Below are 23,801 nucleotides of genomic sequence, written 5' to 3'. Positions count from 1 at the left end.
GCCGACTATCGTATATCGGCCGCGGCTGCCTTGCCTAACTGTCATGACCCTTGCGGTTCACCCTGGATGATGGAAATAAGGCTGCTACCATGCACAAACGCTGTCTTCTTCACACGGCGGGTCGCGGCGTTTTCGGATGAGTGTCTATTTCCACATTAAGATCATGCCCATGTCGACTGCTGCCCCCACCCTGCGCCAGGACGCGCGCACCATTGGCCTGATCGGCCTTGCGCACGGCTCCTCGCACTTCTTTCACCTGCTGCTGCCGCCGCTGTTTCCTTTCCTGATCGCGGAGTTCGGCTACAGCTATTCCGAACTGGGGCTGCTGGTCTCGGTGTTCTTCGTGGTCTCCGGCGTGGGCCAGGCGCTGTCGGGCTTCCTGGTGGACCGCGTGGGCGCACGCCCGGTGCTGTTCGCCGCGCTGGCCAGCTTTGCGCTGGCGGGCCTCACCGCGGGCAGCGCCAGCGGCTACCTGGGCCTGGTGGTGGCGTCGGTGCTGGCGGGCCTGGGCAATGCGCCGTTCCACCCGGTGGACTTCACCATTCTCAACAAGCGTGTGTCGCCCGCGCGGCTGGGCCACGGCTTCTCGGTGCACGGCATCTCGGGCAACCTGGGCTGGGCCACCGCGCCGCTGTTCATGGCGGGCATCGCCACGGCCACGGGATCCTGGCGCATGGCCTGCCTGAGCGGCGGTGCGCTGGCGCTGGTGGTGCTGGCCGTCATGGTGTGGAACCGCGACGCGCTGGACGATCGCCAGGGCGCCTGGGCGCATGCGCCGGCCAAGGGCGCCACGGGCAGCGCGCACGCGCAGGAACACCCCATGGCCTTCCTCAAGCTGCCGGCCGTGTGGCTGTGCTTCTCGTTCTTCTTCTGGAGCACCTGCTCGCTCAGCGCCATCCAGAGCTTTGCCGCCCCGGCGCTGCAGCGGATGTACGACATGCCGCTGTCGCTGACCTCCATGGTGGTCACGGGCTACATGCTGTGCAGCGCCGTGGGCATGGTGATCGGGGGCTTCCTCGTGGGCCGCGTGGTGCGGCTGGAAAAGACCATCAGCATCTGCCTGATGGCCTCCGCCGCGCTGCTGGTGCTGGTGGGGCTGGGCGCACTGCCCGGCACGGTGGCGCTGGCCGTGGCGGCGCTGGCGGGCATGGGCGTGGGCATTGCCGGCCCGTCGCGCGACATGCTCATCAAGCGCGCCGCGCCCCCCGGCGCCACGGGCCGCGTGTACGGCACGGTGTATTCGGGGCTGGACCTGGGCTTTTCCGTCGCGGCGCCGTTGTTTGGCGTGCTGCTGGACCGCGGGCAGACCGCCGACATCTTCTATGGCTCGGCCCTGGCGCTGGTGCTGAGTGTGGTCTCGGCGGCACTGGTGGGCGGTGGCGTGGCACGGCGCCAGGCGCAGGCTGCGTGATAGGTTCCGGTGGTTTCCAGCGCTTACGCAGCAAGCGCTAACAGCTATTGAAACAGGAGCGCCGGCCTGCCCTCCAGGGCAAGCCCTGCGCAGCGCATACCGGCTTGGCGGTTCCCCTGCCGCTGGGCGCGGGGCGGCAAGCGTTCGCCGCAGGCTGCATTCGGCCGTTATGCAGGACGGTGTGATGCGCTCTGGCCCATTGATCAAGCGGTGGATGCGAAATACAGTGAACCGCAGTGAAGAGCGGCGCGCCGCCGCGTCGTTCTCCAGCGTACGGGCCCGCTCCTTCCCCCGGTTCTGCATCGACCCCACCCATGGAACCCCACGCCTTCAGGCATCTCCCCGAACTGCAAGGACGGCTCACGCCGCCCCAGGCCAGCGGGCTGCGCCTGACCGACGAGGTGCTCGCCGCCTGGGATGCGCAGGCGCGCCAGCAGGGCCTGTCCGCCGACTGGCGGCTGCCCGATGACGTGGTCGAGCGCTCACGCCAGGCCGTGCTGGCGCAGAGCGAGGGGTGCGACCTCTGGGTGTTTGCCTACGGCTCGCTGATGTGGAACCCCGCCATCCACTTTGACGAGGTGCGCCGCGCCCGGCTCGCGGACCATGCGCGCCGCTTCGCGCTGGCCACCACGATCGGCCGCGGTACACCCGACAGCCCGGGGCTGGTGCTCACGCTGCAGCGCGGCGTGGGTGACTGCGAGGGGTTGGCATTCCGCATTCCGCAGGCGCTGCTGGAGCGGGAATCGCGCATGCTGTGGCGGCGCGAAATGATCCACGGCAGCTACTGCCCGGGCTTTCAACCGCTGCACACGCCGCAGGGCGGTGTGCGGGCGCTGGTGCTGTCCGCCAACACCGCGCACCCGCTGCACCGCGGCGGGCTGTCGCTGGACGACACCGCGGCCATCATCGCCAGCGCGCAGGGCAGCGTGGGCAGCAACCGCGACTACCTGGACCAGCTGGCGTGCCAACTCGACCTCTTGGGCATCCGCGATGACTACGTGCGCTGCCTGGCTGCCCGGGTGCGCGCGCACCGCGCGGCGCAGGACCGGGGTGGTTAAGTGAGATCGAACCAGCGCCGGTGGAGCCTGCTGGAGCGGGGTGCCACCGTGTGCTGGCCCATGAAGGCGGCGGGGTGCTGCGCGCGCTGCCTGCCATGCTGCTTGTGGCTGCACAAGCGTTCTTGAAAAGGGAAAGTCATGTCCAAGGTACTTGTTCTCTACTACTCGACTTACGGCCATCTCGAAACCATGGCGCAGGCCGTCGCCGAAGGCGCGCGCTCTGCCGGTGCCACGGTGGACGTGAAGCGCGTGCCCGAAACGGTGCCGCAGGAGATCGCCCGGTCCGCGCATTTCAAGCTGGACCAGTCCGCACCCGTCGCCACCGTGGCCGAGCTGGAAAACTACGACGCGATCATCGTCGGCGCGCCCACGCGCTTTGGCCGCATGCCCTCGCAGATGGGCAGCTTCCTCGACCAGGCGGGCGGCCTGTGGGCGCGCGGCGCCCTCAACGGCAAGGTGGGCGCGGCGTTCACCTCCACCGCCACGCAGCACGGCGGGCAGGAGACGACGCTGTTTTCCATCATCACCAACCTGCTGCACTTCGGCATGGTGATCGTGGGGCTGCCCTACAGCTTCCAGGGCCAGATGACGCTGGACGAAGTGGTGGGCGGCGCCCCCTACGGTGCGACCACCATCGCCGGCGGCCAGGGCCAGCGCCAGCCCAGCGCGACCGAGCTGGACGGCGCACGCTTCCAGGGCCGTCTGGTGGCCGAGACGGCCAACAAGCTGTTCGGCGCCTGAAAGCCGCGCCGGTGCCGCGCGGCGTGGTCCGCGTGGTGCCGGGTGGTGGAGCGCCTGCCCCCAGCCCAGCCGCGGACCGGCTGGGCTTTTTATTGCCCGCGCGCTCGGGCCCGTTGTGCGGAAAACAAGGGTAAAAAAGGCCCTAGCGCTTATGCAGCAAGCGCTTGCAGCTATTGAATCAGGAGTGGCGGCGCGGTCGCCGCGGCGCAGGCTACAGCGCGAAGATCTTGCCCGGATTGAGGATGTTCTGCGGGTCCAGCGCGCGCTTGATGGCGCGCATCATCTCCACCGCGCCTTCGCCGGCCTCGTCCACCAGAAAGCCCATCTTGTGCACGCCCACGCCGTGCTCGCCGGTGCAGGTGCCGCCCAGGCGCAGCGCGCGCGCCACGAGCTGGTGGTTGAGCCGCTCGGCTGTCTCGCGCTCGGCGGGGACGGCCGGGTCCAGCAGGTAGCCGAAGTGGAAGTTGCCGTCGCCCACGTGGCCCACCAGGAAGTAGGGGATGCCGCTCGCGTCGGCCTCGGCCACGGAGTCGAGCAGGCAGTCGGCCAGGCGGCTGATGGGCACGCAGGTGTCGGTGCTGATGGCCTTGCAGCCGGGGCGGCTCTGTACGGCGGCAAAGTAGGCGTTGTGCCGCGCGGTCCACAGGCGCGTGCGCTCCTCGGGCGTGGTGGCCCATTCAAACGCGTTGCCGTCCCATTCGCGTGCAATGTCCTGCACCACCTCGGCCTGTTCCTGCACGCCGGCGGGCGAGCCATGGAATTCCATCAGCAGCAGTGGCTCCTCGCGCAGACGGAGCTTGCTGTGGGCGTTGACCATGCGCACGCTGTTGGCGTCGATGAGCTCCACGCGCGCGATCGGCACACCGAGCTGGATGGTCTGGATCACGGTGCGCACGGCGGCCTCGATGGTGGGAAACGAGCAGATCGCCGCGCTCACCGCCTCGGGCAGCGGGTACAGGCGCACGGTGACCTCGGTGAAAAGGCCCAGCGTGCCCTCGCTGCCCACCATCAGGCGCGTGAGGTCGTAGCCGGCGCTGCTCTTCTTGGCGCGCGTGCCGGTGCGGATCACCTCGCCACGGGCGGTGACCACCTCCAGCGCCAGCACGTTCTCGCGCATGGTGCCGTAGCGCACGGCGTTGGTGCCGCTGGCGCGCGTGGCAGCCATGCCGCCGATGCTGGCGTCGGCGCCGGGGTCGATGGGGAAGAACAGGCCCGTGTCCTTGATCGCCTCATTGAGCTGCTTGCGCGTGATACCGGGCTGCACGGTCACGGTGAGGTCGTCGGCGTCAACGGACAGCACCCGGTTCATGCGGCCCATGTCGATGCTGATGCCGCCCTGGATGGCCAGCAGGTGCCCTTCGAGCGACGAGCCCGCGCCGTAGGGGATCACTGGCACGCCATACTGCGCGGCCAGGCGCACGGCGTCCTGCACGTCCTGCGTGCTCTCGGCAAACACCACGGCCGCCGGCGGGGGCGCCTGTAGCGAGCCCTCGTCGCGCCCGTGCTGCTCGCACACCGCCTGCGCCGCCGAGTACTGCGCGCCAAAGCGTGCGGCCAGCGCGTCCAGCATCGCCTGCGGCACGGGGCGCGGCGTGGTCAGGGGTTGCAGATGGGCGGTGGTCGCGGGGGCGTTCATGGCGGGCTTCCTTCAAGGCGCGTGGGTGGCGGCCATTCTAGAAGTCCGGGCTGCGGCCTGCGGGCCGCGTGTTGAGAGTCCACCATGGTCGGCCTGTGGCGAAAGGCCGATCTAGGGCCTGTTCACACTATTTTTGCCAGTGCGAATGGCGTGAAAACCGCGCCAATCTAGGCGCGTGACGACGCCAAGGCCGGGGCCTTGGCTAGGAGGGCAACGACGAATGGCGCGGTTTTCACTCCGTTCCCTCCGGGTTGCGATCAAAAAGGGCCATTCGCGGCGTTGCCAAGCCTCGCTGGGGTAGCACCCCAGCTTCGTTTGGCGCCTTGCGCCTGGCCCTTTTTGATCGCAACGCATCTGGCAAAAATAGTGTGAACAGGCCCTAGCGTGTATCCAAGGAAAAACCCCGCCCGCACCCTGGAGGACAGTGCAGGCGGGGGGTGGTGGCGGCCCGAGAGGGCGGGGTCGCCCAGACGGGCCGCCCAGGACGGGTACGGCGTTGCGCTCGAAGGGTGCGTAATCAATGCTTGACCATGCCCGTCCCTTTAAGCGTCAAGACCGGCTGCCGGCCTCGAATTCGGTGCGGGACAGACTGCCGTTCTTGTCCTTGTCCAGCGCCTGGAAGCGGTTGGCGATGGCGGGTAGCTGGCCCGCCTCGGCGCTGCTCAGCTGGCCGTCGCGGTTGGCATCGGCGCGTTCAAAGGCGCTGGCGCTGCTGCCGCTGGGCGTGGCCGTGCTGCTGCCGCCAAAGGTCGCTTTGGGCTGCGTTGTGGCTGGGCCCGGCCCCGTCTGGTACTGCGGTTGTGCGGAGGGGGCGCTGGGCGTCTGGGCCTGCGCCGCCGCACCGCCCACGGTCAGCGCCGCAAACAGCATCACGCTGCGGGCATCGAAGGAGGGGAGGGTGCGTCGTTGCGGTGTGTGAGGCATCGATTCGGCTCCGGTGGAAGTTGAACAGGCCTTCATTGCACCGCAGCATGGATGCCGCAGCCAGCACTTTTGCCCGCTGTTGCCCGTCTCCACAATGGCCCGGCGGATGTAACGCACAATCGTCGCCCCGGCCCCGAATGAGGAGGAAACGCGCCATGGGAAACAGACTGACACAAATCGCCACGCGCACCGGCGACGACGGGTCCACGGGCCTGGGCGACAACACCCGCGTGTCCAAGGCCAGCGGCCGCCCGCAGGCCATGGGCGACGTGGACGAGCTCAACTCCCACATCGGCCTGCTGCTGTGCGAGCCGCTGCCCGCGGACATGCGCGAGCTGCTGATCGACGTGCAGCACCAGCTGTTCAACCTGGGCGGCGAGCTGTCCATGCCCGGCTACGAGCTGCTCAAGGACGATGCGCTGCTGCAGCTGGACAACGCGCTCGCGCGCTACAACGCCGAGCTGCCGCGGCTGCTGGAATTCATCCTGCCCGCGGGTACGCGCGCCGCCTGCCAGGCCCATGTGTGCCGCACGGTGGCCCGCCGTGCCGAGCGCTCCGTGGTGGCGCTGCAGCAGCACGAGACCATGCGCGCCGCGCCGCGCCAGTACCTGAACCGTCTGTCCGACCTGCTGTTCGTGCTCTCGCGCGCGCTCAACCGCATGGACGGCGGCAGCGAGGTCTACTGGAAGAGCGAGCGCCTGGCACGCCAGAACGATGCTACTGAATAAGTAGCTGCCAGCGCAGACTGGTCAAGCGCTGCGGCACGATTGGACGCATAACACGATGGGGCGCATAAGTCACCGCAACGCGGCAGGTGCGCCGGCGCGCAATCCATCACCCCGCTCCAACCTTCCGAAAGCCGCAGCGCAGGCCGCAGGCGCTGTCTTTGGGCGCGAGTGGGGTGGTGTTGCTATTAAAAAAGTAGCTGCTCGCGCTTATCCATCAGGCGCTACACCCCGATTGGACCCATTGTCCCACTGCGGCCCGGAACGGTGCCGGCGCGCGATCCCTCGTCATGCTGCCCTTCCGAAGTCCGCGGAGCAGGCCACGCCAGCAGACGCCGCGCAGCGCCTCAGGGGGATGCCTTTATTTCGGCGCCAGCATCGCCATGGTGATGCGCGACACGCAGGTCAGCTCGCCCGCGTCGTTCACCATGTCGATCTGCCAGACCTGTGTGGTCTTGCCGATGTGCACCGGCCGGGTCGTGCCCGTGACCCATCCGCTCCTGGCGGCGCGCAGGTGGTTGGCGTTGATGTCCAGGCCCACGGCCAGCCAGCCCTCGGGGCTGGCGTGGTAGGCGCCCACCGAGCCCAGTGTCTCGGCCAGCACCACGCTCACGCCGCCGTGCAGCAGGCCGAAGGGCTGGCGCGTGCGCTCGTCCACGGGCACGCGCGCGCGCAGGAAGTCGTCGCCGACTTCGGTGAACTCGATGCCTAGGTGGCTCACGGCGGTGTTGGCGCTGGAGGCGGTGATCAGCGCGAGGGTGGTGGGTTTTTTCCAGAGGGACATGGTCTGAGGGGTCTCACATCAGGGCTGCGCCCGGCAGCGGCTCCGGGCTTTGGCACGATTGGTGGGCTCGGTGGCGGAAGTTGCAACCTCCACACGCCCAGAATCGACCGGTTTGCTCGTTTGGAGCTTATCCGTTTCCCGTGCGCAGTGCTTTGCGCGGCCCACCAGCGGGCCGGGGCGCCGCGGGGCTGCCTTCCCATCCAACCCACACATTCCTTTGACCATGCAACGCCGCCAGTTTGTCCTCCAAGCCGGCCGAGCCGCCGCCCTCGCGGCCGCGCCGGCCTTCGTGCTCCCGGCCCGTGCGCAGGACGCGCCAGGCGTGTCCGCCAAGGCCCTCTCGATCGGCTGCTCGGCCGCCATGAGCGGCCCGCTGCTGGGCTTTGGCACCGACATCCAGCTGGGCGCGGGCGCTGCTTTCGCGCAGGCCAACGCGCGCGGCGGTGTGCATGGGCGCACGCTGCAGCTGCAGATGGTGGACGACGCCTATGACCCCGAGCGCACGCTGGCCAACGTCAAGCAGATCATCGGCCAGGGCAGCGCACTGGCGCTGCTGTCGTGCGTGGGCACGCCCAACAACGCGGCCATCGTGCCGCTGGTGGAAGAGGCCGGTATTCCCTACGTGGCGCCGATCACGGGCGCGTCGTCGCTGCGCAAGACCACGCGCAACGTGTTCCATGTGCGCGCCAGCTACACCGACGAGGTGCAGCGCCTCATCCAGCGACTGGCGGGCATGGGCCTGAAGGGCATCGGCGTGGTGTACCTGGACAACGGCTACGGCCGCGAAATGCTGGAGGACGCCACGCGCGCCCTGGCGGCACTGAACATGAAGCCCGCCGTGCAGGTGGCCGTGGCCACCGACGGCAAGAACCTGCCGCAGGTGCTGCAGGCCGTGGCCGCGGCGCGCCCCTCGGCCGTGCTGCTGGCGACCGCGGGCACGGTGTCCGTGGGCCTGGTGCGCGGCATCAAGAAGGAATCGCCCGGCGTGCTCATGGCCGGCCTGAGCGTGACGCTGCCCAGCGCCAGCCTGGGCCAGCTGGGTGAGGACGGCAGCGGCCTCGCGCTGTCCATGATCGTGCCCGACCCCAACCGCGCCAAGCTGCAGCTGGTGCGCGACTACCAGTCCGCCATGCGCGCGCAGGGCAAGAGCGAGTTCTCGCAAGGCAGCCTGGAGGCCTACGTGAACGCGCGCGTGCTCATCGAAGGCCTGGACCGTGCCGGCAAGGACGTGACCCAGCCCAAGCTGCGCGCGGCGCTGGCGGGCATCCGCAACCTGGACCTGGGCGGCTTCGTGGTGGACTACAGCGGCCAGGCGCCCTACGTGGGCTCGCGCTTCATCGACCTGGGCGTGCTGGGCAGCACGGGCCGCTTCATCGCCTGAAAGCGGCACCGCTGAGGCGCTTTGCGCCTCGGTGCAGCTGCCCAAGGCGGCAGCCCTTCGGGACCGCCCAGCCTGCGCAGGCAGCTAGTGCGCCCCGCAGTCCCGCTCTCGCATTTGCTGCGCGATGCGGGCAGGAGGCGCACCCCACGGCCATGGGGCGGCGCCGCCGGTCCAGGCCCTTGCCTGGGGCGCGCCAGTTCTCCGTTCTTTGTGTAGGCCCCGGGACGCCAGGGACGGCTGGGCCCTCAGGGCAGCATGCTGCCCGTGGCCAGGCAGCGCTCGTGCCATGACAAGGCCTCGCCCAGGATGTGGGGCGTGTGCTGCGCGCCCTTGCTGCGCGCGCGGTCGAAATAGTCCTGCAGCAGCGGGCGGAAGTCCGGGTGCGCGCACTTGTCGATGATGACCTGCGCGCGCTGGCGTGGCGACAGGCCGCGCAGGTCGGCCAGGCCCTGCTCGGTGACGATGATCTGCGTGTCGTGCTCGGTGTGGTCCACGTGCGAGACCATGGGCACGATGCAGCTCACCTTGCCGCCCTTGGCCACCGAGGGCGTGACGAAGAACGACAGGTAGCCGTTGCGCGCATAGTCGCCCGAGCCGCCGATGCCGTTCATCATGGCCGAGCCCATCACGTGCGTGGAATTGATGTTGCCGTAGATGTCGGCCTCGATCATGGCGTTCATGGCGATCACGCCCAGGCGCCGCACCAGCTCGGGGTGGTTGCTGATCTCCTGCGGGCGCAGCACGATGCGGTCGCGGTAGAAGGCGATGTGTTCGTTGAAGTCCTTCAGCGCCTCGCTGCTCAGCGAGATCGCGGTGGCCGACGCCGCGGTCATCTTGCCGCGCTTGATCAGCTCCAGCATGCCGTCCTGCAGCACCTCGGTGAAGCCCAGCAGTTCGTCGAACGGGCCGTCCAGCAGCCCGGTCAGCACCGCGTTGGCCACGTTGCCCACGCCCGACTGCAGCGGCAGCATGTTCTTGGGCAGTCGGCCCACCTTCACCTCGTGGGCCAGGAAGTCGATGATGTGCGCCGCGATCTGGTTGGAGACTGCGTCGGGCTTGCCGAAGGCCGTGTCGCGGTCGCGCTGGTGCGTCTGGACCACCGCGATCACCTTGGACGGGTCCACGCGCAGGTAGGGCTCGCCGATGCGCTCGGTGGCCTGCGTCAGGTGAATGGGCTGGCGGCGCGGCGGGATGGCCGTGCCGTAGTAGATGTCGTGCATGCCCTCCATCTCGATCGGGGGCAGCGAGTTCACCTCGAGGATCACCTTGTCGGCGATCTCCAGCCAGGTCTTGTTGTTGCCCACGGCGGCCGAGGGGATCAGCCGGCCGTCGGGCAGGATACCCAGCACCTCCACCACGGCCACCTGCATGGGGCCCAGGAAGCCGAACCAGGCGTGCTGCGCCACGTGCGAGAGGTGGATGTCCAGGTAGTGCACCTCGCCCGCGTTGATCTTGTCGCGGCAAATCGGGTCCGACTGGAAGGGCAGGCGCTGGTGGATGCCGTTCACCTTGGCCAGCGCGCCGTCCAGCTCGGGCGCGGTGGAGGCGCCCGTCCACACGTTGACCTGGAACGGCCGGCCTGCTGCATGCTCGGCCTCGATGCGCGCGGCCAGCGCCAGGGGCACCTGCTTGGGATAGCCCGCGCCGGTGAAGCCGCTCATGCCGATATTGGCGCCGGCCGGGATCAGGGCCGCGGCTTCGGCCGCGCTCATGATTTTCTGGGCCAGACCGGGGTGCTGGATACGGGGGGACGACGAGGTGGACACGCTAACTCCAGACGGACAAGCGCCCCGTGCAGGCCTGGCGGGCAGCTGGCGCGGGGCGCAAAAAAGAGCGTAAATCTTAGCAGCGGCTCCTTGCGCGGCTAGGGATAACCCTGGCCTTACACCGCGCTGACGCAGGCCGCCCGCGCAGGCGCGGCCGCGTCGCGGCACCGGCCGGGCAGGCAGTACGATCGCGTCCACCATGCCGTTCACGCCGCTTTGCCCCTCGTGCCGCCAGCCCACCGAGATCCGGCGCTTTGCCGCCAGCACCGGAGGCACGTTGGAGCTGGACCTGTGCTTTGCCTGCCAGGGCATGTGGTTCGACCCGCAGGAGAACACGCGCCTGGCGCCGGCGGCCGTGCTGGAGCTGTTCGAGCTGCTGCACCAGCACCGAGGCGACGCGCACCACCCGCTGGCCGACCGGCTGCGCTGCCCGCGCTGCAGCCAGGCGCTGGCCAAGGGCTACGACGTGGCGCAGGGCGGGCGCTACGTCACCTACCGCTGCGCGGCGCGCCACGGGCGCTTTTCGACCTTTGGTTCGTTCATGGTCGAGAAGGGCTTCGTGCGGCACCTGTCCACGATGGAGATCGAGGCGCTGGCCGAGCGTGTGGGCACCATCAACTGCACAAGCTGCGGCGGCACGGTGGACATCCGCCACGACCACGCCTGCCCCTACTGCCGCTCGGCCCTGTCGCTGCTGGACCCGCAGGCGGTGGACAAGGCCCTGGCGCGCCACGGCAGCGCCGCCCGCCAGACCGCGCCGGCGGACGCCGCCTCGCCCGACGCCCTGGCCGACGCGCTGGTGGCGCTGGAGCGCAACCGTGCGCGGGAGGAGCGTGCGCGCCAGCGCGAACGGCTGGAGGGCACGCGCAGCGACGAGTTCGACCTGCTCACCGCGGGCATCGAGATGGTGTGGTCGCTGTTGCGGCGGTGATCGGTTTGCTACTAAAAAAAGAGCTGCTGGCGCTTGTTACGATTGATTATCAAGGCGGAAAGTGCCTTGAATCGTTTCAGGATAAGCGCCAGCAGCTATGGATACGGGAGCGCCTGGGCGCTCCCGCCCAGCCTTACTTGCCACGGTTCAGGGCCGCGTACAGCACGATGGCGCCGAAGGTCGCGGTGCCGATGCCGCCCAGCGCGAAGTCGCCGAACTTCAGCGTGAATTCGCCCGTGCCCAGGATCAGCGTGATCGCCGCCACGATGAGGTTCTTGTTCTGCGAGAAGTCCACCCGGTTGTCCACCCAGATCTTGGCGCCGGCAATCGCAATCAGGCCGAACACCACGATGGACACGCCGCCCATGACCGGCAGCGGGATCGCCTGGATCAGCGCGCCGAACTTGGGCGAGAAGCCCAGCAGCACCGCCAGCAGCGCCGCGACCAGGAACACCGCCGTGGAGTAGATGCGCGTGGCGGCCATCACGCCGATGTTCTCGGCGTACGTCGTCACGCCCGTGCCGCCGACCGCGCCGCTCACCATCGTCGCCACGCCGTCGCCGATGAAGGCGCGGCCCATGTACTGGTCCAGGTTCTTGCCGGTCATGGCCGTCACGGCCTTGATGTGGCCCAGGTTCTCGGCCACCAGGATGATGACCACCGGCACGATCAGCAGCATGGCGGGCGCGCTGAACACGGGCGCGTGGAACTGCGGCAGGCCAAACCAGGCGGCGTTGGCGATGCCCGATACGTCGATCGGCTTGCCCAGGCCCATGCCGTTGGTCAGCAGCGCGTACAGCAGGCTGGCGATGATCAGTCCCACCAGGATCAGCAGGCGCTGCAGCATGCCGCTGGTGAATACCGCCACCAGCGCCACGCACACGAAGGTCAGGGCCTGCATCCAGGCCTCGAAGTTGTTGGCCGCCATGTTCTTGATGGGGATGCCGGCCAGGTTCAGCCCGATCACGGCCACCACCGCGCCGGTGACCACCGGGGGCATGAAGCGCTCGATCCAGCCCGTGCCCACCAGGTGCACCACCACGCCCACCAGCGTGTACACCAGGCCGCAGGCGATGATGCCGCCCAGCGCCACGCCGATGTTGGCGTTGGGGCCCTTGCCTGCATAGGCCGTGGCCGCGATCACCACGCCGATGAAGGCGAACGACGAGCCCAGGTAGCTCGGGACCTTGCCACCGGTGATGAAGAAGAAGATCAGCGTGCCGATGCCGCTCATCAGCACCGCCACGTTGGGGTCGAACCCCATCAGGATGGGCGCCAGCACCGTGGCGCCGAACATGGCGATGACGTGCTGGATGCCCATCAGCCCGGTCTGCGCCCAGGGCAGCCGCTCATCCGGTCCGATCACGCCGCCACCCTGCAGCACCTGCGCCGGGCGCTCATTCCATTGCAAAAGGGCCATGGGGCTCTCCTTGTGTGAAAGCGCTGATTTTAGAGGTTAGATGGGCCTCTGGCGCTTGTGTGGCAAGCGCAAACAGCTATCAAATCAGGAGTGTGCAGGAGTGCGCTATCACCCAGGGGTGCCAGACGGGCCCATTGCCGCCGGCCTGCCGAGCGTGGCGGGGCCGTTTTCTGCCGTCACGGGGCCCAGGTTTGCCAGGCCCTCAGCGCCCCGGCTTGCCGGTCTCGAGCGCGTGCAGCTCCTGCACCACGTCAACCACCTTGTGTGCGTCCTCGCGGATGCGCTCGATGGCGTCGCGCGCCTGGCGTGACAGCTGGGCACCCTGCTCCACCGCCGCCACGCCGCCCTGGATGTGGTCGATCATCGCCCGCATCTCCTGCAGCACGGCCTGGATGGTCTGGTGGATGTCGTTGGTGGCGGTGCGGCTGTCGCCGGCGAGTTTGCGCACCTCCTCGGCCACCACGGCAAAGCCGCGCCCGGCCACGCCGGCGCGCGCTGCCTCCACCGCCGCGTTGAGGGCCAGCAGGTTGGTCTGGTCGGCCACGCGGCGTATGCCCTGCACGCTGGCGGCGATGCTCTCGGTCTTGCGCCCGAGTTCGTGCACGCGGGCCGCGGTGTCCTCGAACAGCTGGGCGATCGACTGGATGCGCGCCGTGGCGTCGACGATGGTTTGCGTGCCTTCTTCGGAGAGCTGCTGCGTCTCCTGCGCCACGGCAAACGCCGTGTTCACGCCCTGCTCGCGCGCCTGCGCCTGCTGCACACGCGCGGTGATGTCGGTGGCGAACTTGACGATGTGGCTCACCACGCCGTCAGGGTCGAGCACCGGGTTGTACGTCGCCTCCAGCCACACCGTGCGCCCCCGCGCATCGACGCGCTCGATCTTGCCCTTGGAATACACGCCCGCGCGCAAATCGTCCCAAAAGCGCAGGTAGTCGCTGCTTTGCGCGAACGCGGGCGGGCACAAGATGCGGTGGTGCTGGCCCACCAGGTTCTGGCGGGTGTAGCCCATGGTGTGCAGAAAGTTGTCGTTGGCGCGCAGCACATGGCCTTGCAGGTCGAACTCGATCACTCCCATGGAGCGTTCGATGGCCTCCAGGATGGCATGGGCGCGCTGCGTCTGCTCTTGCGTGGCGGTCACGTCGTAAACCAGCCCCACGATGCGCTCCACCCGGCCGCGGGCATCGCGCACGGGGTAGAACATGCCCTGCACCCAGACCACGGTGCCGTTTTTGCAGCGGCGCTGCGCCGTGCCTTGCACGAATTCGCCGCCGCACAGGCGCCGCCAATTGGCCTGAAAGGCAGGGCTGGCAACGTATTCCGGCGGATAGAAAATCGTTTGGGGCAGGCCGATCAATTCGGCACGCTGGTAGCCCAGCAGGTCACAAAACCGCGCGTTCACTTCGCGCACCGCGCCTTGGACATCCACTTCGACCACGGCCGTCTGCTCTGCAATGGCCTGCCAGCGCCCTTGTGCCGAAAAACGTTGCTGCTGCCACCACATAGGACACCTCGTTGCTCAGAAATACCGGGCATGTAGTGTACGCGCGGTGAGCGCAACGCTTTGCGGGGAAAGCGCGAGAGGCTATTAAAACAATAGCTATCGCGCCGCCAGGGCGCGCGCGATGCGGCCTGGCCGCACCGTGGTCTTGGGCACGTGGAAGGGGAACCACATGCGCACGTCCTGCTCCAGCCCGATGCCGTGCATGTAGTTGTAGATGGCCTTCTTCAGCCCCGCGCCCAGCGCGTCGTGGTCCACGCCCGTGGGGTCGATAAAGGCCACGTCGTTCTTGGCAAAGCCGCCCGGCGGCAACGGGGCCAGGGTCACGCCGTATTCCTCGGGGTTCTGCCCCACGGGTGAATGCACGGTGCAGGCAAAGCGGTGGAAGAAGCCGCTCTGGATGCAGCCGTTCTCGAACAGCTGGCGCACGTATTCCAGCGCGTCCACCGTGTCCTGCACGGTCTGCGTGGGAAAGCCGTACATCAGGTAGGCGTGCACCAGGATGCCGGCGTCGCTGAAGGCACGGGTCACGCGTGCCACCTGGTCCACGCTGACACCCTTCTTCATCAGGCCCAGCAGCCGATCGGAGGCGACCTCCAGCCCGCCCGAGATGGCGATGCAGCCCGCGTCGGCCAGCAGCTCGGCCAGCTCGGGCGTGAAGGTCTTTTCAAAGCGCACGTTGCCCCACCAGGAGATGCCGGTGCCGCGTGCGATCAGCTCCTGCGCGAGCGCCTTGAGGGCCTTGGGTGGCGCGGCTTCATCGACGAAGTGAAAACCGGTCTGCCCGGTCTCGGCCACGATGGCCGCGATGCGGTCGGCCAGCACCTGGGCGCTGGCGCCCTCGTAGCGGCCGATGTAGTCCAGATTCACGTCGCAGAAGCTGCACTTCTTCCAGTAGCAGCCGTGCGCCACGGTGAGCTTGTTCCAGCGCCCGTCGCTCCACAGCCGGTGCATGGGGTTGAGCATGTCCAGCAGCGACAGATAGCGCTGAAGCGGCAGGCCGTCCCAGGTGGGCGTGCCGATCTCGGCAAAGGCGACGTCGGGCTCCGCCAGGTGGACGTACTGCACGGCGCCATCGTCATTGCGCACAAAGGTGCGCACCAGCCGCTGGCGCCCGCGCTGGCCTTGCAGGTGCTCCAGCAGCGCGAGCAGCGGGCGCTCGCCGGCGTCCAGCGTCACGTAGTCGAAGAAATCGAACACCCGTGGGTCGGCCAGCTCGCGCAGCTCGGTGTTGACGAAGCCGCCGCCCAGTACGGTGACGATGTGCGGGTGCTGTGCCTTGAGGGCCTGGGCAATGCGAAACGCGCCGTACACCGAGCCCGGGAAGGGCACTGAGAGCAGCACCACGCCGGGCTGGTGGCGCGCGACGGCCTCATGGGTGAGCTGCTGCAGCACCTCGTCCACGAAGGTCGGCGCCTGCGCCAGCGCGTCAGCCAGCGGGTCGAACGTGGGCTGGCTGCCGGCGAGCTGTTCGGCGTATCGCACAAACTCGAAACGCGCGTCCACGGCGCCCTGCAGCACATCCGCCAGGTCATTGAGGTACAGCGTGGCCAGATGCTTGGCCTTGTCGGTCAGGCCCAGGGCGCCGAAGGCCCATCCCAGCGGGTCACCGCTGCCGTCGTCCTCGTACACGTCCAGCGCCGCGAAGCGCGGCCCCTCCGGCAGGTAGTGGCGGCCCACGATGCGGTGCGCGAGGGTGCTGTCGCGCCCCTGCAAAAAGGCCATGGCTGGGCCGATGGTGGCCAGGTACCGCTCCTGCTGTGCAAGAAAGGACTGCACCGCCGGGCTCTGCGCGTTTGCGGGCAGGGCCCGCGCCCTTTCGGCGACCTGCGCGAGACCGTCGCGCGAGAGCAGCCGCAACACCAGCGCGATCGCCAGGTCCTCCTGCCACGCCGGCACGCCGCGCGAGCGCAGAAAGCCCGTGAGGTAGGCGGTGGAGGGGTAGGGCGTGTTGAGCTGCGTCATCGGCGGGATGACGGACAGCACGCGGGGCAGGGCTGCGGGCATGGGCAAAGGGGTGGAGGGGGCTGGCAGAGCGGCGGATTATCCCGGCCCCCTGCCGCGCATGCCCGTGCGGGGGCTTGTTCAGCGCACGGCGCGGCGCGCCTTCTTGGCGGCGTACATGGCGCGGTCGGCCTCGCGCAGCGCCTCATCGGCCGTCATGCCGTTGGGGAGCACGGCGATCACACCCACGCTGGCGCCGGCGTAGTCGATGGGGGCGTCCGCCCCGCCAAAGCGCCCGCGCGTGGCCTGTGCCAGGCGCTGGCCGAACCCCTGGCGGGCCGCCTCCAGCGCCGGGCCGGGCGCGGGGCCGGGGCCTACGGCCACGAACTCATCGCCCCCGTAGCGTGCGACGAAGTCCTGCGCGCGCGCCGCGCCGCGCAGCCGCTCGGCCATGTCGGCCAGGAAGAGGTCGCCCACCTCGTGGCCATAGGTGTCGTTGATCGCCTTGAAACCGTCCAGGTCCATGAAGGCGATCAGCACCGCCGTGCCCTGGCGCGCGCCTTGCGCCAGTTGCTGGTGCAGCATCTCGCGCAGCGCGCGGCGGTTGGGTAGGCCGGTAAGGGCATCGGTCGCCGCATAGGCCGCCAGCCGGGCATTGGCCTGCAGCAATTGCTGCAGCAGCAGCTCGCGCTCGACCTGCTGGCCAATGAGCCGCGCGAACAGCGTCAGCGCGTTGCGCGCCTGCGAAGTGAGCTCCTGGCGCTCGTCGCTGGCGGCGCAGAGCGTGCCGTAGAGCTGGCCGTCGGCCATGCGCACCGGTGTGCTGGCGTAGGTCTGGATGCCCAGCGCCGCCGCGGCCTGCGAATCGCCCCAGCATTGCCCCACGTCGGCGGTGAAGGGGCGGCCCTCGTCCAGCGCGCGTTTGCACAACGTATCGTGCCAGGGCACGCTCAGTCCCTCGGGGATCTGCATCTGGCGCGTGTTGCGCGCGTACAGCACACGTTGCACACCCCGCTCCAGGTCCACCACCGTGAGGTAGGTGGATTCGAACCCGGTGATGTCTTCCAGCAGCTCCAGCAGCGGCCGGGTGAGCTCTTCGACGGTGCGTGCGCGGGTGACGGTCTCGCTGAGATGGTCCAACAGGTTGTCCATGCGGCCATTATGGGTGGGTGTGCCGCAGGACGCAGGCCGGGACAGGCAGCGAACGCCTGCCCCTCCAGTTGGATCACGGTGTGCGCGCTAAGGTGCGGCGCTGGGCCAGGCGGGGCGCCGGCCTGTGAGCTGGCTCACGATGGCGCCCTTGAGGGGCGGCAGCCGGTTGGCGCCCGCCAGCACCACCTGGCGCAGCAGGCGGGGCAGCGGCCGGTCGTCGGTGTACAGGCGCACGATGGCATTCGTGCCCTGGTACAGCGGCCAGGCGTGGCGGTGATGGCCGCGCGCGTAACCCTCCAGCACGCTGGCGGCGCCGATGTCCGCGCCGCGCTCGCGTGCCTGGGTGAGTGCGCGCGTGAGGCTGTCCACACCCGCCAGCCCCAGGTTGAACCCGTGCGCCGTCACCGGGTGCATGCCGACGGCCGCGTCACCCAGCAGCGCGCAGCGCGCGGCGGCGAAGCGGTGCGCATACACGGCGACCAGCGGGTAGGCGTGGCGCTCGCCCACCAGTCGCATGGCGCCCAGGCGGTCCTTGAACTGGGCTTGTACGCGTGCGGCGAATGCCTCAGGGGGCAGTGCCAGCAGCTCCTGCGCATGCGCCGCGCCGGTGGTGACCACGGCCGAGCACATCGGCGCGCCATCGACCAGGTCGCCCGGCAGCGGCAGGATCGCCAGCGTCTGCTCGTAGCCGAAGCACTCGTGCGCGACCTCGTGGTGGGGCAGCTCATGGCGCAGGCGGCAGACGATGACCGTGCGGCCGAAGTCGTGCATGGCCGCGCCAATGCCCAACTGGCGCCGCGTGGCGGAAAAGCGGCTGTCGGCAGCCACCAGCAGCGGGGCCTGCAGACGCAGGGGCGCTGCGTCGAGGTTGCGGGTGTCGGTGTATTCCAGCTCGGCATGCGCGGGCGTGACGGCCACGCGCGTGACGCGCGCCTCGGTGACCAGTCGTACGCCGGGCGTGTGCGCGGCTACCTCGTAGGCCGTGCGGCGCAGCGCGTGGTTGGGCACGATCCAGCCCAGATGCTGGACGCCACTGCCGCCTGCGTGCAGCTGCATGGCCCCGCGCTGGCCCACGGGGCCGTCGTGCACCTGCGCCTCGCGCAGCAGGCCGACCTCGTGCGCGGCCAGGCGCTGCCAGCTGCCGATGCGCTGCAGCGTCGCCACGCTGGGGTGGGTGAGTGCAATCTCGCGCCCGTCGGCCGGGGGCGCGGCCAGCGTGGAAGCGGGTTGCTGCTCCAGCACCGTCACCTGCATGCCAGCCTGGGCCAGCGAGGCCGCCAGCGACAGCCCGGCAGGCCCCGCACCCACGATGAGCACGTCGCTGCGCTGAGAGGAAACGTCTTGTGTTGTCATGATTCAGAAACAGGCCGCCGGCAGTGGCAACAGCGGGCAATTGTCGGCAGGGCGGAAAGCGGCGATCTTGCCTTGCGTCAAGCACGGCGGCCATGCGGCCGCGTCCTACGCCGGGCGGGCGATGGTCTCACTACAGTGGAGAACCCTGCAACCAGCAAGCAAAGGACCCGACATGCGCGTGGACATCTACCGCCGATCCGAAGCCGAGGGGCGTTATTCCCATCTGGCCGTGCCCGAGGGCAAGCCCATACCGCAGGAGGCCATCAATACCGATTGGAACTGCGAGCACCGCGCCGTGGAACGGGACGAAACCCAGGCGCACTGGAACGACCTTGGTATTCCCGAGCCCGGACGGCAGCTGCGTGACAAGGGCTATGCCATCACCAGCGTGACGGAGCAGCCGCGGCGCTGAGGCCAGGTGCGACCGGCCAGTTGTCACGTGCGTGGCGCGCACGGCGACCGCTACCGCGCTAGGCTGTGCGCATGGAGACACACCACAACATCCCCCCAACACACCCGCCTTACGCGCCCCAGATACGCCGCTACCAGGATGGGCTGCAGGCGCAGCACGGCCTGCGCTTTGACGATTACGACGCGCTATGGCGCTGGTCCACCACCGATCTGGACGCCTTCTGGCAGAGCGTCTGGGACTATTTCGACCTGCAGTCGCCCACGCCGCACCGCGCGGTACTCGCAAAGAACGTGATGCCCGGCGCGCAGTGGTTCCCCGGCGCGCAGGTGAATTACGCGCGCCAGGTGCTGCGCCATGTGAACGCCGCACAGGCCGCGGGCCAGCCGGCCCTCATCGGCCGCAACGAACGCGGCGAGCGCCGCGAGCTGTCCTGGCCCGCGCTGCGCCGGCAGGTGGCGGCGCTGGCGCTGCACATGAGGGCCCAAGGCGTACGGCCCGGCGATCGCGTGGCAGCCTACCTGCCCAACATCCCCGAGACTATCGTCGCCTTCCTGGCCTGCGCCAGCATCGGTGCGGTGTGGAGCCTGTGCGCGCCCGACATGGGCACGCACGCGGTGCTGGACCGCTTCCGCCAGATCGCACCGACGGTGCTGTTGGCCGTGGACGGCGTCACCTATGGGGGGCGCGACCACGACCGTTGCGACGTGCTGGCGGAGCTGCGCGCGCAACTGCCCACGCTGCGCCACGTGGTGCTGGTGAACAACCTGGATGCTTCAAAAACAGTAGCTGATACCGCTTGCTACGCAAGCGTCATCGCCCGAAATGATGCAGAGACTGCGGCCTTTGAACCGGCGTGGCTGCCGTTCGACCACCCGCTGTGGATCGTCTATTCCAGCGGCACCACCGGCCTGCCCAAGCCCATCGTGCACGGCCATGGCGGCATGATGCTGGTGATGCTGCAGCTGGCGGTGCTGCACAACGACATCGGCTGCAGCTACGCGCCCAACTCCCTGGGCGAGCGCTACCACTGGTACAGCTCCACCGGCTGGATCATGTGGAACGCCCAGGTCGGCGGCCTGCTGGGCGGCACCACCTGCGTGCTGTACGACGGCAACCCCGGCGGCAGCAAGGAGCGGCCCGACTGGACGGTGCTGTGGCGCATGGCAGCAGAGGAGCGCGTGACCTTCTTCGGCGCTGGCGCCGCGTTCTACGGCCACTGCATGAAGGCCGGGATCACCCCTGCGGCCTGCGGCGATCTGTCGGCGATCCGCGTGCTGGGCTCCACGGGGTCGCCGCTGCCTGCCGAAGTGCAGCGGTGGGGATCGCAACTCCTGGCCAGCGCGGGCGTGCCTCAGGTCTGGTGGTGCAACATCTCCGGCGGCACCGACTTCGCGGGCGCCTTCATCGGCGGCAATCGCGAGCTGCCGCAAACGCCCGGGCGCATGCAGTGCCGCATGCTGGGCGCAGCCGTCGAGGCCTGGGACGAGCAGGGCCGCCCGGTGCTGGACGCCGTGGGCGAACTGGTGTGCACCCAGCCCATCCCGTCCATGCCCTTGTTCCTGTGGGGCGACGCCGATGGCGCGCGCTACCGCGCCAGCTACTTCGACATGTACCCGCCCGGCCATGGCCGCAGGCCCGGCGGCGGGGATCTGGGGCCCGAGGCCGGGGCCGTCTGGCGCCACGGCGACTGGATCGAGATCGGCTCCAGCGCCCGCCCCGGCTGCGTGATCTACGGCCGCAGCGACGCCACCATCAACCGCCACGGGTTGCGCATGGGCACGAGCGAGATCTACAGCGCCGTCGAGGCCCTGCCCGAGGTGCTCGACAGCCTGGTCGTGGACCTGGAATACCTGGGCCGCGCCAGCTACATGCCGCTGTTCGTGGTGCTGCGCAGCGGCCTGGTGCTGGACGACGGCCTGCGCGCGCGGATCAACGACGCCATCCGCGCCAGCCTGAGCCCGCGCTTCCTGCCCGACGAAATCGTGCAGGTGGCCGAGGTGCCGCGCACGCTGAGCGGCAAGAAGCAGGAGCTGCCCGTCAAGAAGCTGCTGCTGGGCCAGTCGATGGACAAGGTGGTCAACCCGGACGCCATGGCCAACCCCGGCTGCCTGGCGTGGTACGTGGACTTTGCGCGGCAACGTGCGGCGGCGGTTGCTTCATAAAAGATAGCTGCTCGCGCTTGATGGACGGGCGGTTCAGCCCGGTTTGTCCCAGTTCTCGCCTTCCACGCGCGGCACGCTGGCAAAGCGCAGCGCGTGCTCCGTGAAGCGCTCCACCACGCGGCTGGTGCCGCCGGCCAGGCGCGCCAGCGCAATGCCCACGTGAAAGCCCGGCGGGTTGTCGGTGAGCGCCAGGCATTTCACGCCGCGCGGCACCACCTGCCGCGCCACGCTGGCCACCAGGCCCACGCCCAGGCCCGAAGCCACCAGGCTCATGATGGTCTGCACCTGCATCGCCTCCTGCGCCACGCGCGGCGAAAAGCCAGAGAACTGGCAGCGCATCATGGCCAGGGCCGAGAGGCTGGGCACCTTGTGCTGCGGGTACATGATGAAGGGCTCGTGCGCGGCCTCGGCCAGCGCGATGGCGTCGCGCTGCGCCAGCGGGCTGCTCTCGGCCACGGCCAGCACGAAGTCGTCGCGGTCCAGCGGCAGCAGCTCGAAGCCGCTCGGGTCCAGCACCGGGTAGCGCAGCAGGCCGGCATCAAAGCGCCGCGACACCAGCCCCTCCAGGATCTCGGACGACGTGGCTTCGCTCAGCTCCAACTCGATCTGCGGATAGCGCTGGCGCAGCGAGGGGATGAGTTGCGGCAGCAGCGCATAGGTGGCCGAGCCGATGATGCCCAGGCGCAGCAGCCCGCCTTCGCCCTCGCGCGCGTCCTGCACCGCCTGGCGGCACTGCTGGGCGTGGAACAGCGCGCGGCGGGCGTCGCTCAGCATGGCTTCGCCGGCCGGGGTGAGCACCACGCCCGTGGTGGTGCGCTCGAACAGGGGGCTGCCGAGTTCTTCCTCCAGCTTGCGGATGGACACCGACAGGGGCGGTTGCGCCATGTGCAGGCGCTCGGCCGCGCGGTGGAAGTTGCCGGTTTCCGCCAATGCGACGAACTGGCTGAGTTGCCGGAGGTTCATGTGATATGAAAAAAGTATTGAAATCTAAATTCTTAATATTAGACAGCATGCAAGGTGCTGCCTAGAGTGCCAACTCCGACCCCTTTGCGGGGCACCGTAGCGGAGCAGAAACTCCAAGGAGACATTGCACATGGCATTCCACCGCAGAACCACCCTGCGCGCCCTGGCGGGCGCCAGCCTCGTGGCCCTGGGCGCCGCCCTCGCGCCCGCCGTGCAGGCGCAGGCCTTCCCGTCCAAGACCCTCAAGTTCGTCGTGCCCTTCGGGCCCGGCAGCGGCACCGACACCTCGGCGCGCTACTTTGCGCGCAAGCTGCAGGACCTCACGGGCCAGTCCGTGGTGGTGGAGAACAAGCCCGGCGCCAACGGCTTCATCGCGGTCAAGCAGGTGCTCTCGGCCCCGGCCGACGGCTACACCGTCTTCATCGGCAGCAACTCCACCCTGGCGGTGAACGCGGCGCTGTTCAAGGAGCTGCCCTACGACCCGGTGAAGGACTTTGCGCCGCTGACCATGATGATGCGTTCGCCCGCCATGCTGGCCACGGCCCCGCAGGCGCCGTTTGCCGACCTCAAGGGGCTGGTCAGCTATGCCAAGGCCCACCCGGGCAAGGTGAACTTCGGCGCCGGCTCGGCCGGCTACCAGCTCATGGGCGAGCTGCTCAACGACAGCGCCGGCGTGCAGACCGTGCATGTGCCGTTCAAGGGCGCCGGCGAGACCATGACCGCCCTCGCCGCGGGCACCGTGGACTACGCCTTTGCCGAAGTCACGGCCGTGCAGGAGCTGGCCAAGGGCGGGCGCGTCAAGGTGCTGGCCGTGGCGGCGGACAAGCGCGTGGCCACCTCGCCCGACGTGCCCACCGCCAGCGAGGCTGGCCTGCCCGGCTTCGAGGCCTACACCTGGGTGGGCGCGATGGTCAGCAGCAAGACACCCGCGGCCGAGACCGCCAAGCTGGCCGAGCTGTTCACCACCATCTCCAAGATGGATGAGACCCGCGCCTTTTACGAGCGCCTGGGCGCCACGCCCATGACCGGCGGCCCCGCCCAGATGCACGAGTTCCAGAAGAACGAGATCGCGCTGTGGAAGCGCATCGTCACCCAGGCCAAGGTGCCGCTGCAATGACCTCACCGCCCGCCCTGCAACCCGGCGCGCTGCAGCACGTGAAGGTGCTGGACCTGTCGCGCGTGCTGGCCGGCCCCTGGGCCGCCCAGACGCTGGGTGACCTGGGCGCCGAGGTCATCAAGGTGGAGCGCCCCGGCAGCGGCGACGACACGCGCGCCTGGGGCCCGCCCTACGTGACCGACCCCAGCGGCGCGCCCACGGGGGAGTCGGCCTACTACATGTGCACCAACCGCAACAAGCAGTCGGTGACCATCGACATCACGCGGCCCGAGGGGCAGGAGCTAGTGCGGCGCCTGGCGCAGCAGAGCGACGTGCTGATCGAGAACTTCAAGACCGGCGGCTTGAAGCAGTATGGCCTCGACTACGGCAGCCTGAGCGCGCTTGTATCTTTAAACCAGACCAGCGCGGTAGAGTCTGAACGCC

20 protein-coding genes are annotated in these 23,801 nt (G+C 69.1%); 10 read left to right on the top strand and 10 right to left on the bottom strand.

Annotation, left to right across the window (positions count from 1 at the left end):
- Positions 1 to 163: 163 nt before the first annotated feature.
- The 3 genes from OX89_RS12985 (at position 164) to wrbA (ending at position 3,210) form a co-directional block, all read left to right on the top strand.
- Positions 164 to 1,411, top strand: coding sequence for an MFS transporter (locus OX89_RS12985; RefSeq protein WP_047350928.1), 1,248 nt, complete (start codon positions 164 to 166; stop codon positions 1,409 to 1,411).
- A 314-nt stretch (positions 1,412 to 1,725) separates the two neighbouring features.
- On the top strand, positions 1,726 to 2,469 hold the full coding sequence (locus tag OX89_RS12980; protein ID WP_047350918.1) for a gamma-glutamylcyclotransferase: 744 nt from the start codon (positions 1,726 to 1,728) through the stop codon (positions 2,467 to 2,469).
- Positions 2,470 to 2,607: 138 nt separating this feature from the next.
- Positions 2,608 to 3,210: an NAD(P)H:quinone oxidoreductase gene (wrbA, locus tag OX89_RS12975; protein ID WP_019373987.1), complete on the top strand. Its 603-nt coding sequence runs from the start codon at positions 2,608 to 2,610 to the stop codon at positions 3,208 to 3,210.
- Between the two features lie 211 nt (positions 3,211 to 3,421).
- On the opposite strand, the gene OX89_RS12970 is transcribed toward wrbA, so the two are convergent.
- Positions 3,422 to 4,846 (bottom strand): FAD-binding oxidoreductase, encoded by a 1,425-nt coding sequence (locus OX89_RS12970; protein WP_047350917.1) that lies wholly within the window; start codon positions 4,844 to 4,846, stop codon positions 3,422 to 3,424.
- Positions 4,847 to 5,395: 549 nt separating this feature from the next.
- Complete coding sequence (locus OX89_RS12965; RefSeq protein ID WP_047350916.1) at positions 5,396 to 5,770, bottom strand: calcium-binding protein; 375 nt, start codon at positions 5,768 to 5,770, stop codon at positions 5,396 to 5,398.
- Positions 5,771 to 5,925: 155 nt separating this feature from the next.
- Here OX89_RS12965 and OX89_RS12960 point away from each other — a divergent pair, with 155 nt between their 5' ends.
- The gene (locus OX89_RS12960; protein WP_047350915.1) at positions 5,926 to 6,498 is read left to right on the top strand and encodes a cob(I)yrinic acid a,c-diamide adenosyltransferase; all 573 of its coding nucleotides are present in this window, start codon (positions 5,926 to 5,928) and stop codon (positions 6,496 to 6,498) included.
- Between the two features lie 358 nt (positions 6,499 to 6,856).
- Here the strand turns inward: OX89_RS12960 and OX89_RS12955 are convergent, their stop codons facing one another.
- Complete coding sequence (locus OX89_RS12955; RefSeq protein WP_047350914.1) at positions 6,857 to 7,279, bottom strand: hotdog fold thioesterase; 423 nt, start codon at positions 7,277 to 7,279, stop codon at positions 6,857 to 6,859.
- Between the two features lie 223 nt (positions 7,280 to 7,502).
- Here OX89_RS12955 and OX89_RS12950 point away from each other — a divergent pair, with 223 nt between their 5' ends.
- The gene (locus OX89_RS12950; RefSeq protein WP_047350913.1) at positions 7,503 to 8,660 is read left to right on the top strand and encodes an ABC transporter substrate-binding protein; all 1,158 of its coding nucleotides are present in this window, start codon (positions 7,503 to 7,505) and stop codon (positions 8,658 to 8,660) included.
- Positions 8,661 to 8,905: 245 nt separating this feature from the next.
- Here the strand turns inward: OX89_RS12950 and OX89_RS12945 are convergent, their stop codons facing one another.
- Positions 8,906 to 10,426, bottom strand: coding sequence for an acetyl-CoA hydrolase/transferase family protein (locus OX89_RS12945; protein WP_255352825.1), 1,521 nt, complete (start codon positions 10,424 to 10,426; stop codon positions 8,906 to 8,908).
- 199 nt (positions 10,427 to 10,625) lie between these two features.
- Between OX89_RS12945 and OX89_RS12940 the strand changes: the two genes are divergently transcribed.
- Positions 10,626 to 11,357: a zf-TFIIB domain-containing protein gene (locus tag OX89_RS12940; RefSeq protein WP_012655183.1), complete on the top strand. Its 732-nt coding sequence runs from the start codon at positions 10,626 to 10,628 to the stop codon at positions 11,355 to 11,357.
- A 133-nt stretch (positions 11,358 to 11,490) separates the two neighbouring features.
- Here OX89_RS12940 and OX89_RS12935 read toward each other — a convergent pair whose 3' ends face one another.
- The 5 genes from OX89_RS12935 to ubiM all read right to left on the bottom strand — a co-directional run bounded on the left by OX89_RS12935 (position 11,491) and on the right by ubiM (position 18,724).
- Positions 11,491 to 12,777, bottom strand: coding sequence for a solute carrier family 23 protein (locus OX89_RS12935; RefSeq protein ID WP_047350911.1), 1,287 nt, complete (start codon positions 12,775 to 12,777; stop codon positions 11,491 to 11,493).
- A 202-nt stretch (positions 12,778 to 12,979) separates the two neighbouring features.
- Positions 12,980 to 14,278: a PAS domain-containing methyl-accepting chemotaxis protein gene (locus tag OX89_RS12930; protein ID WP_047350910.1), complete on the bottom strand. Its 1,299-nt coding sequence runs from the start codon at positions 14,276 to 14,278 to the stop codon at positions 12,980 to 12,982.
- Positions 14,279 to 14,374: 96 nt separating this feature from the next.
- Positions 14,375 to 16,282, bottom strand: a complete 1,908-nt coding sequence (locus OX89_RS12925) for a radical SAM protein (RefSeq protein ID WP_199856243.1) — start codon at positions 16,280 to 16,282, stop codon at positions 14,375 to 14,377.
- A gap of 78 nt (positions 16,283 to 16,360) precedes the next feature.
- Positions 16,361 to 17,371, bottom strand: a complete 1,011-nt coding sequence (locus OX89_RS12920; protein ID WP_047350909.1) for a sensor domain-containing diguanylate cyclase — start codon at positions 17,369 to 17,371, stop codon at positions 16,361 to 16,363.
- An 87-nt stretch (positions 17,372 to 17,458) separates the two neighbouring features.
- Entirely contained in the window at positions 17,459 to 18,724 is a 1,266-nt protein-coding gene (gene ubiM, locus OX89_RS12915; protein ID WP_047350908.1) for a 5-demethoxyubiquinol-8 5-hydroxylase UbiM, read from the bottom strand.
- 172 nt (positions 18,725 to 18,896) lie between these two features.
- Between ubiM and OX89_RS12910 the strand changes: the two genes are divergently transcribed.
- Positions 18,897 to 19,136 (top strand): DUF6139 family protein, encoded by a 240-nt coding sequence (locus OX89_RS12910; RefSeq protein ID WP_012655189.1) that lies wholly within the window; start codon positions 18,897 to 18,899, stop codon positions 19,134 to 19,136.
- Between the two features lie 71 nt (positions 19,137 to 19,207).
- A complete protein-coding gene (locus tag OX89_RS12905; protein ID WP_047350907.1) occupies positions 19,208 to 21,298 on the top strand; it encodes an acetoacetate--CoA ligase in 2,091 nt (696 codons plus the stop codon).
- A 33-nt stretch (positions 21,299 to 21,331) separates the two neighbouring features.
- Here OX89_RS12905 and OX89_RS12900 read toward each other — a convergent pair whose 3' ends face one another.
- Complete coding sequence (locus OX89_RS12900; RefSeq protein WP_047350906.1) at positions 21,332 to 22,261, bottom strand: LysR family transcriptional regulator; 930 nt, start codon at positions 22,259 to 22,261, stop codon at positions 21,332 to 21,334.
- A 130-nt stretch (positions 22,262 to 22,391) separates the two neighbouring features.
- Between OX89_RS12900 and OX89_RS12895 the strand changes: the two genes are divergently transcribed.
- Together OX89_RS12895 and OX89_RS12890 are read left to right on the top strand one after the other, a co-directional pair.
- Entirely contained in the window at positions 22,392 to 23,378 is a 987-nt protein-coding gene (locus OX89_RS12895) for a tripartite tricarboxylate transporter substrate binding protein (protein WP_047350905.1), read from the top strand.
- Positions 23,375 to 23,801: CoA transferase (locus OX89_RS12890; protein WP_047350904.1), on the top strand; the 427-nt coding region annotated here is incomplete at its 3' end. The genes OX89_RS12895 and OX89_RS12890, both read left to right, overlap by 4 nt.

This window comes from Diaphorobacter sp. J5-51, from assembly GCF_001023515.1.
GTDB lineage: Bacteria > Pseudomonadota > Gammaproteobacteria > Burkholderiales > Burkholderiaceae_C > Diaphorobacter > Diaphorobacter nitroreducens.
Note: the sequence above shows the minus strand (reverse complement) of the source record. Positions and strands in the feature narration are given on the sequence as shown.

Bases quoted from the DNA above. Each gene is read 5' to 3' on its own strand.
- OX89_RS12985 (WP_047350928.1), top strand. From the start codon at position 164: ATGCCCATGTCGACTGCTGCCCCCACCCTGCGCCAGGACGCGCGCACC.
- OX89_RS12980 (WP_047350918.1), top strand. From the start codon at position 1,726: ATGGAACCCCACGCCTTCAGGCATCTCCCCGAACTGCAAGGACGGCTC.
- wrbA (WP_019373987.1), top strand. From the start codon at position 2,608: ATGTCCAAGGTACTTGTTCTCTACTACTCGACTTACGGCCATCTCGAA.
- OX89_RS12970 (WP_047350917.1), bottom strand. From the start codon at position 4,846: ATGAACGCCCCCGCGACCACCGCCCATCTGCAACCCCTGACCACGCCG.
- OX89_RS12965 (WP_047350916.1), bottom strand. From the start codon at position 5,770: ATGCCTCACACACCGCAACGACGCACCCTCCCCTCCTTCGATGCCCGC.
- OX89_RS12960 (WP_047350915.1), top strand. From the start codon at position 5,926: ATGGGAAACAGACTGACACAAATCGCCACGCGCACCGGCGACGACGGG.
- OX89_RS12955 (WP_047350914.1), bottom strand. From the start codon at position 7,279: ATGTCCCTCTGGAAAAAACCCACCACCCTCGCGCTGATCACCGCCTCC.
- OX89_RS12950 (WP_047350913.1), top strand. From the start codon at position 7,503: ATGCAACGCCGCCAGTTTGTCCTCCAAGCCGGCCGAGCCGCCGCCCTC.
- OX89_RS12940 (WP_012655183.1), top strand. From the start codon at position 10,626: ATGCCGTTCACGCCGCTTTGCCCCTCGTGCCGCCAGCCCACCGAGATC.
- OX89_RS12935 (WP_047350911.1), bottom strand. From the start codon at position 12,777: ATGGCCCTTTTGCAATGGAATGAGCGCCCGGCGCAGGTGCTGCAGGGT.
- OX89_RS12930 (WP_047350910.1), bottom strand. From the start codon at position 14,278: ATGTGGTGGCAGCAGCAACGTTTTTCGGCACAAGGGCGCTGGCAGGCC.
- OX89_RS12925 (WP_199856243.1), bottom strand. From the start codon at position 16,282: ATGCCCGCAGCCCTGCCCCGCGTGCTGTCCGTCATCCCGCCGATGACG.
- OX89_RS12920 (WP_047350909.1), bottom strand. From the start codon at position 17,371: ATGGACAACCTGTTGGACCATCTCAGCGAGACCGTCACCCGCGCACGC.
- ubiM (WP_047350908.1), bottom strand. From the start codon at position 18,724: ATGACAACACAAGACGTTTCCTCTCAGCGCAGCGACGTGCTCATCGTG.
- OX89_RS12910 (WP_012655189.1), top strand. From the start codon at position 18,897: ATGCGCGTGGACATCTACCGCCGATCCGAAGCCGAGGGGCGTTATTCC.
- OX89_RS12905 (WP_047350907.1), top strand. From the start codon at position 19,208: ATGGAGACACACCACAACATCCCCCCAACACACCCGCCTTACGCGCCC.
- OX89_RS12900 (WP_047350906.1), bottom strand. From the start codon at position 22,261: ATGAACCTCCGGCAACTCAGCCAGTTCGTCGCATTGGCGGAAACCGGC.
- OX89_RS12895 (WP_047350905.1), top strand. From the start codon at position 22,392: ATGGCATTCCACCGCAGAACCACCCTGCGCGCCCTGGCGGGCGCCAGC.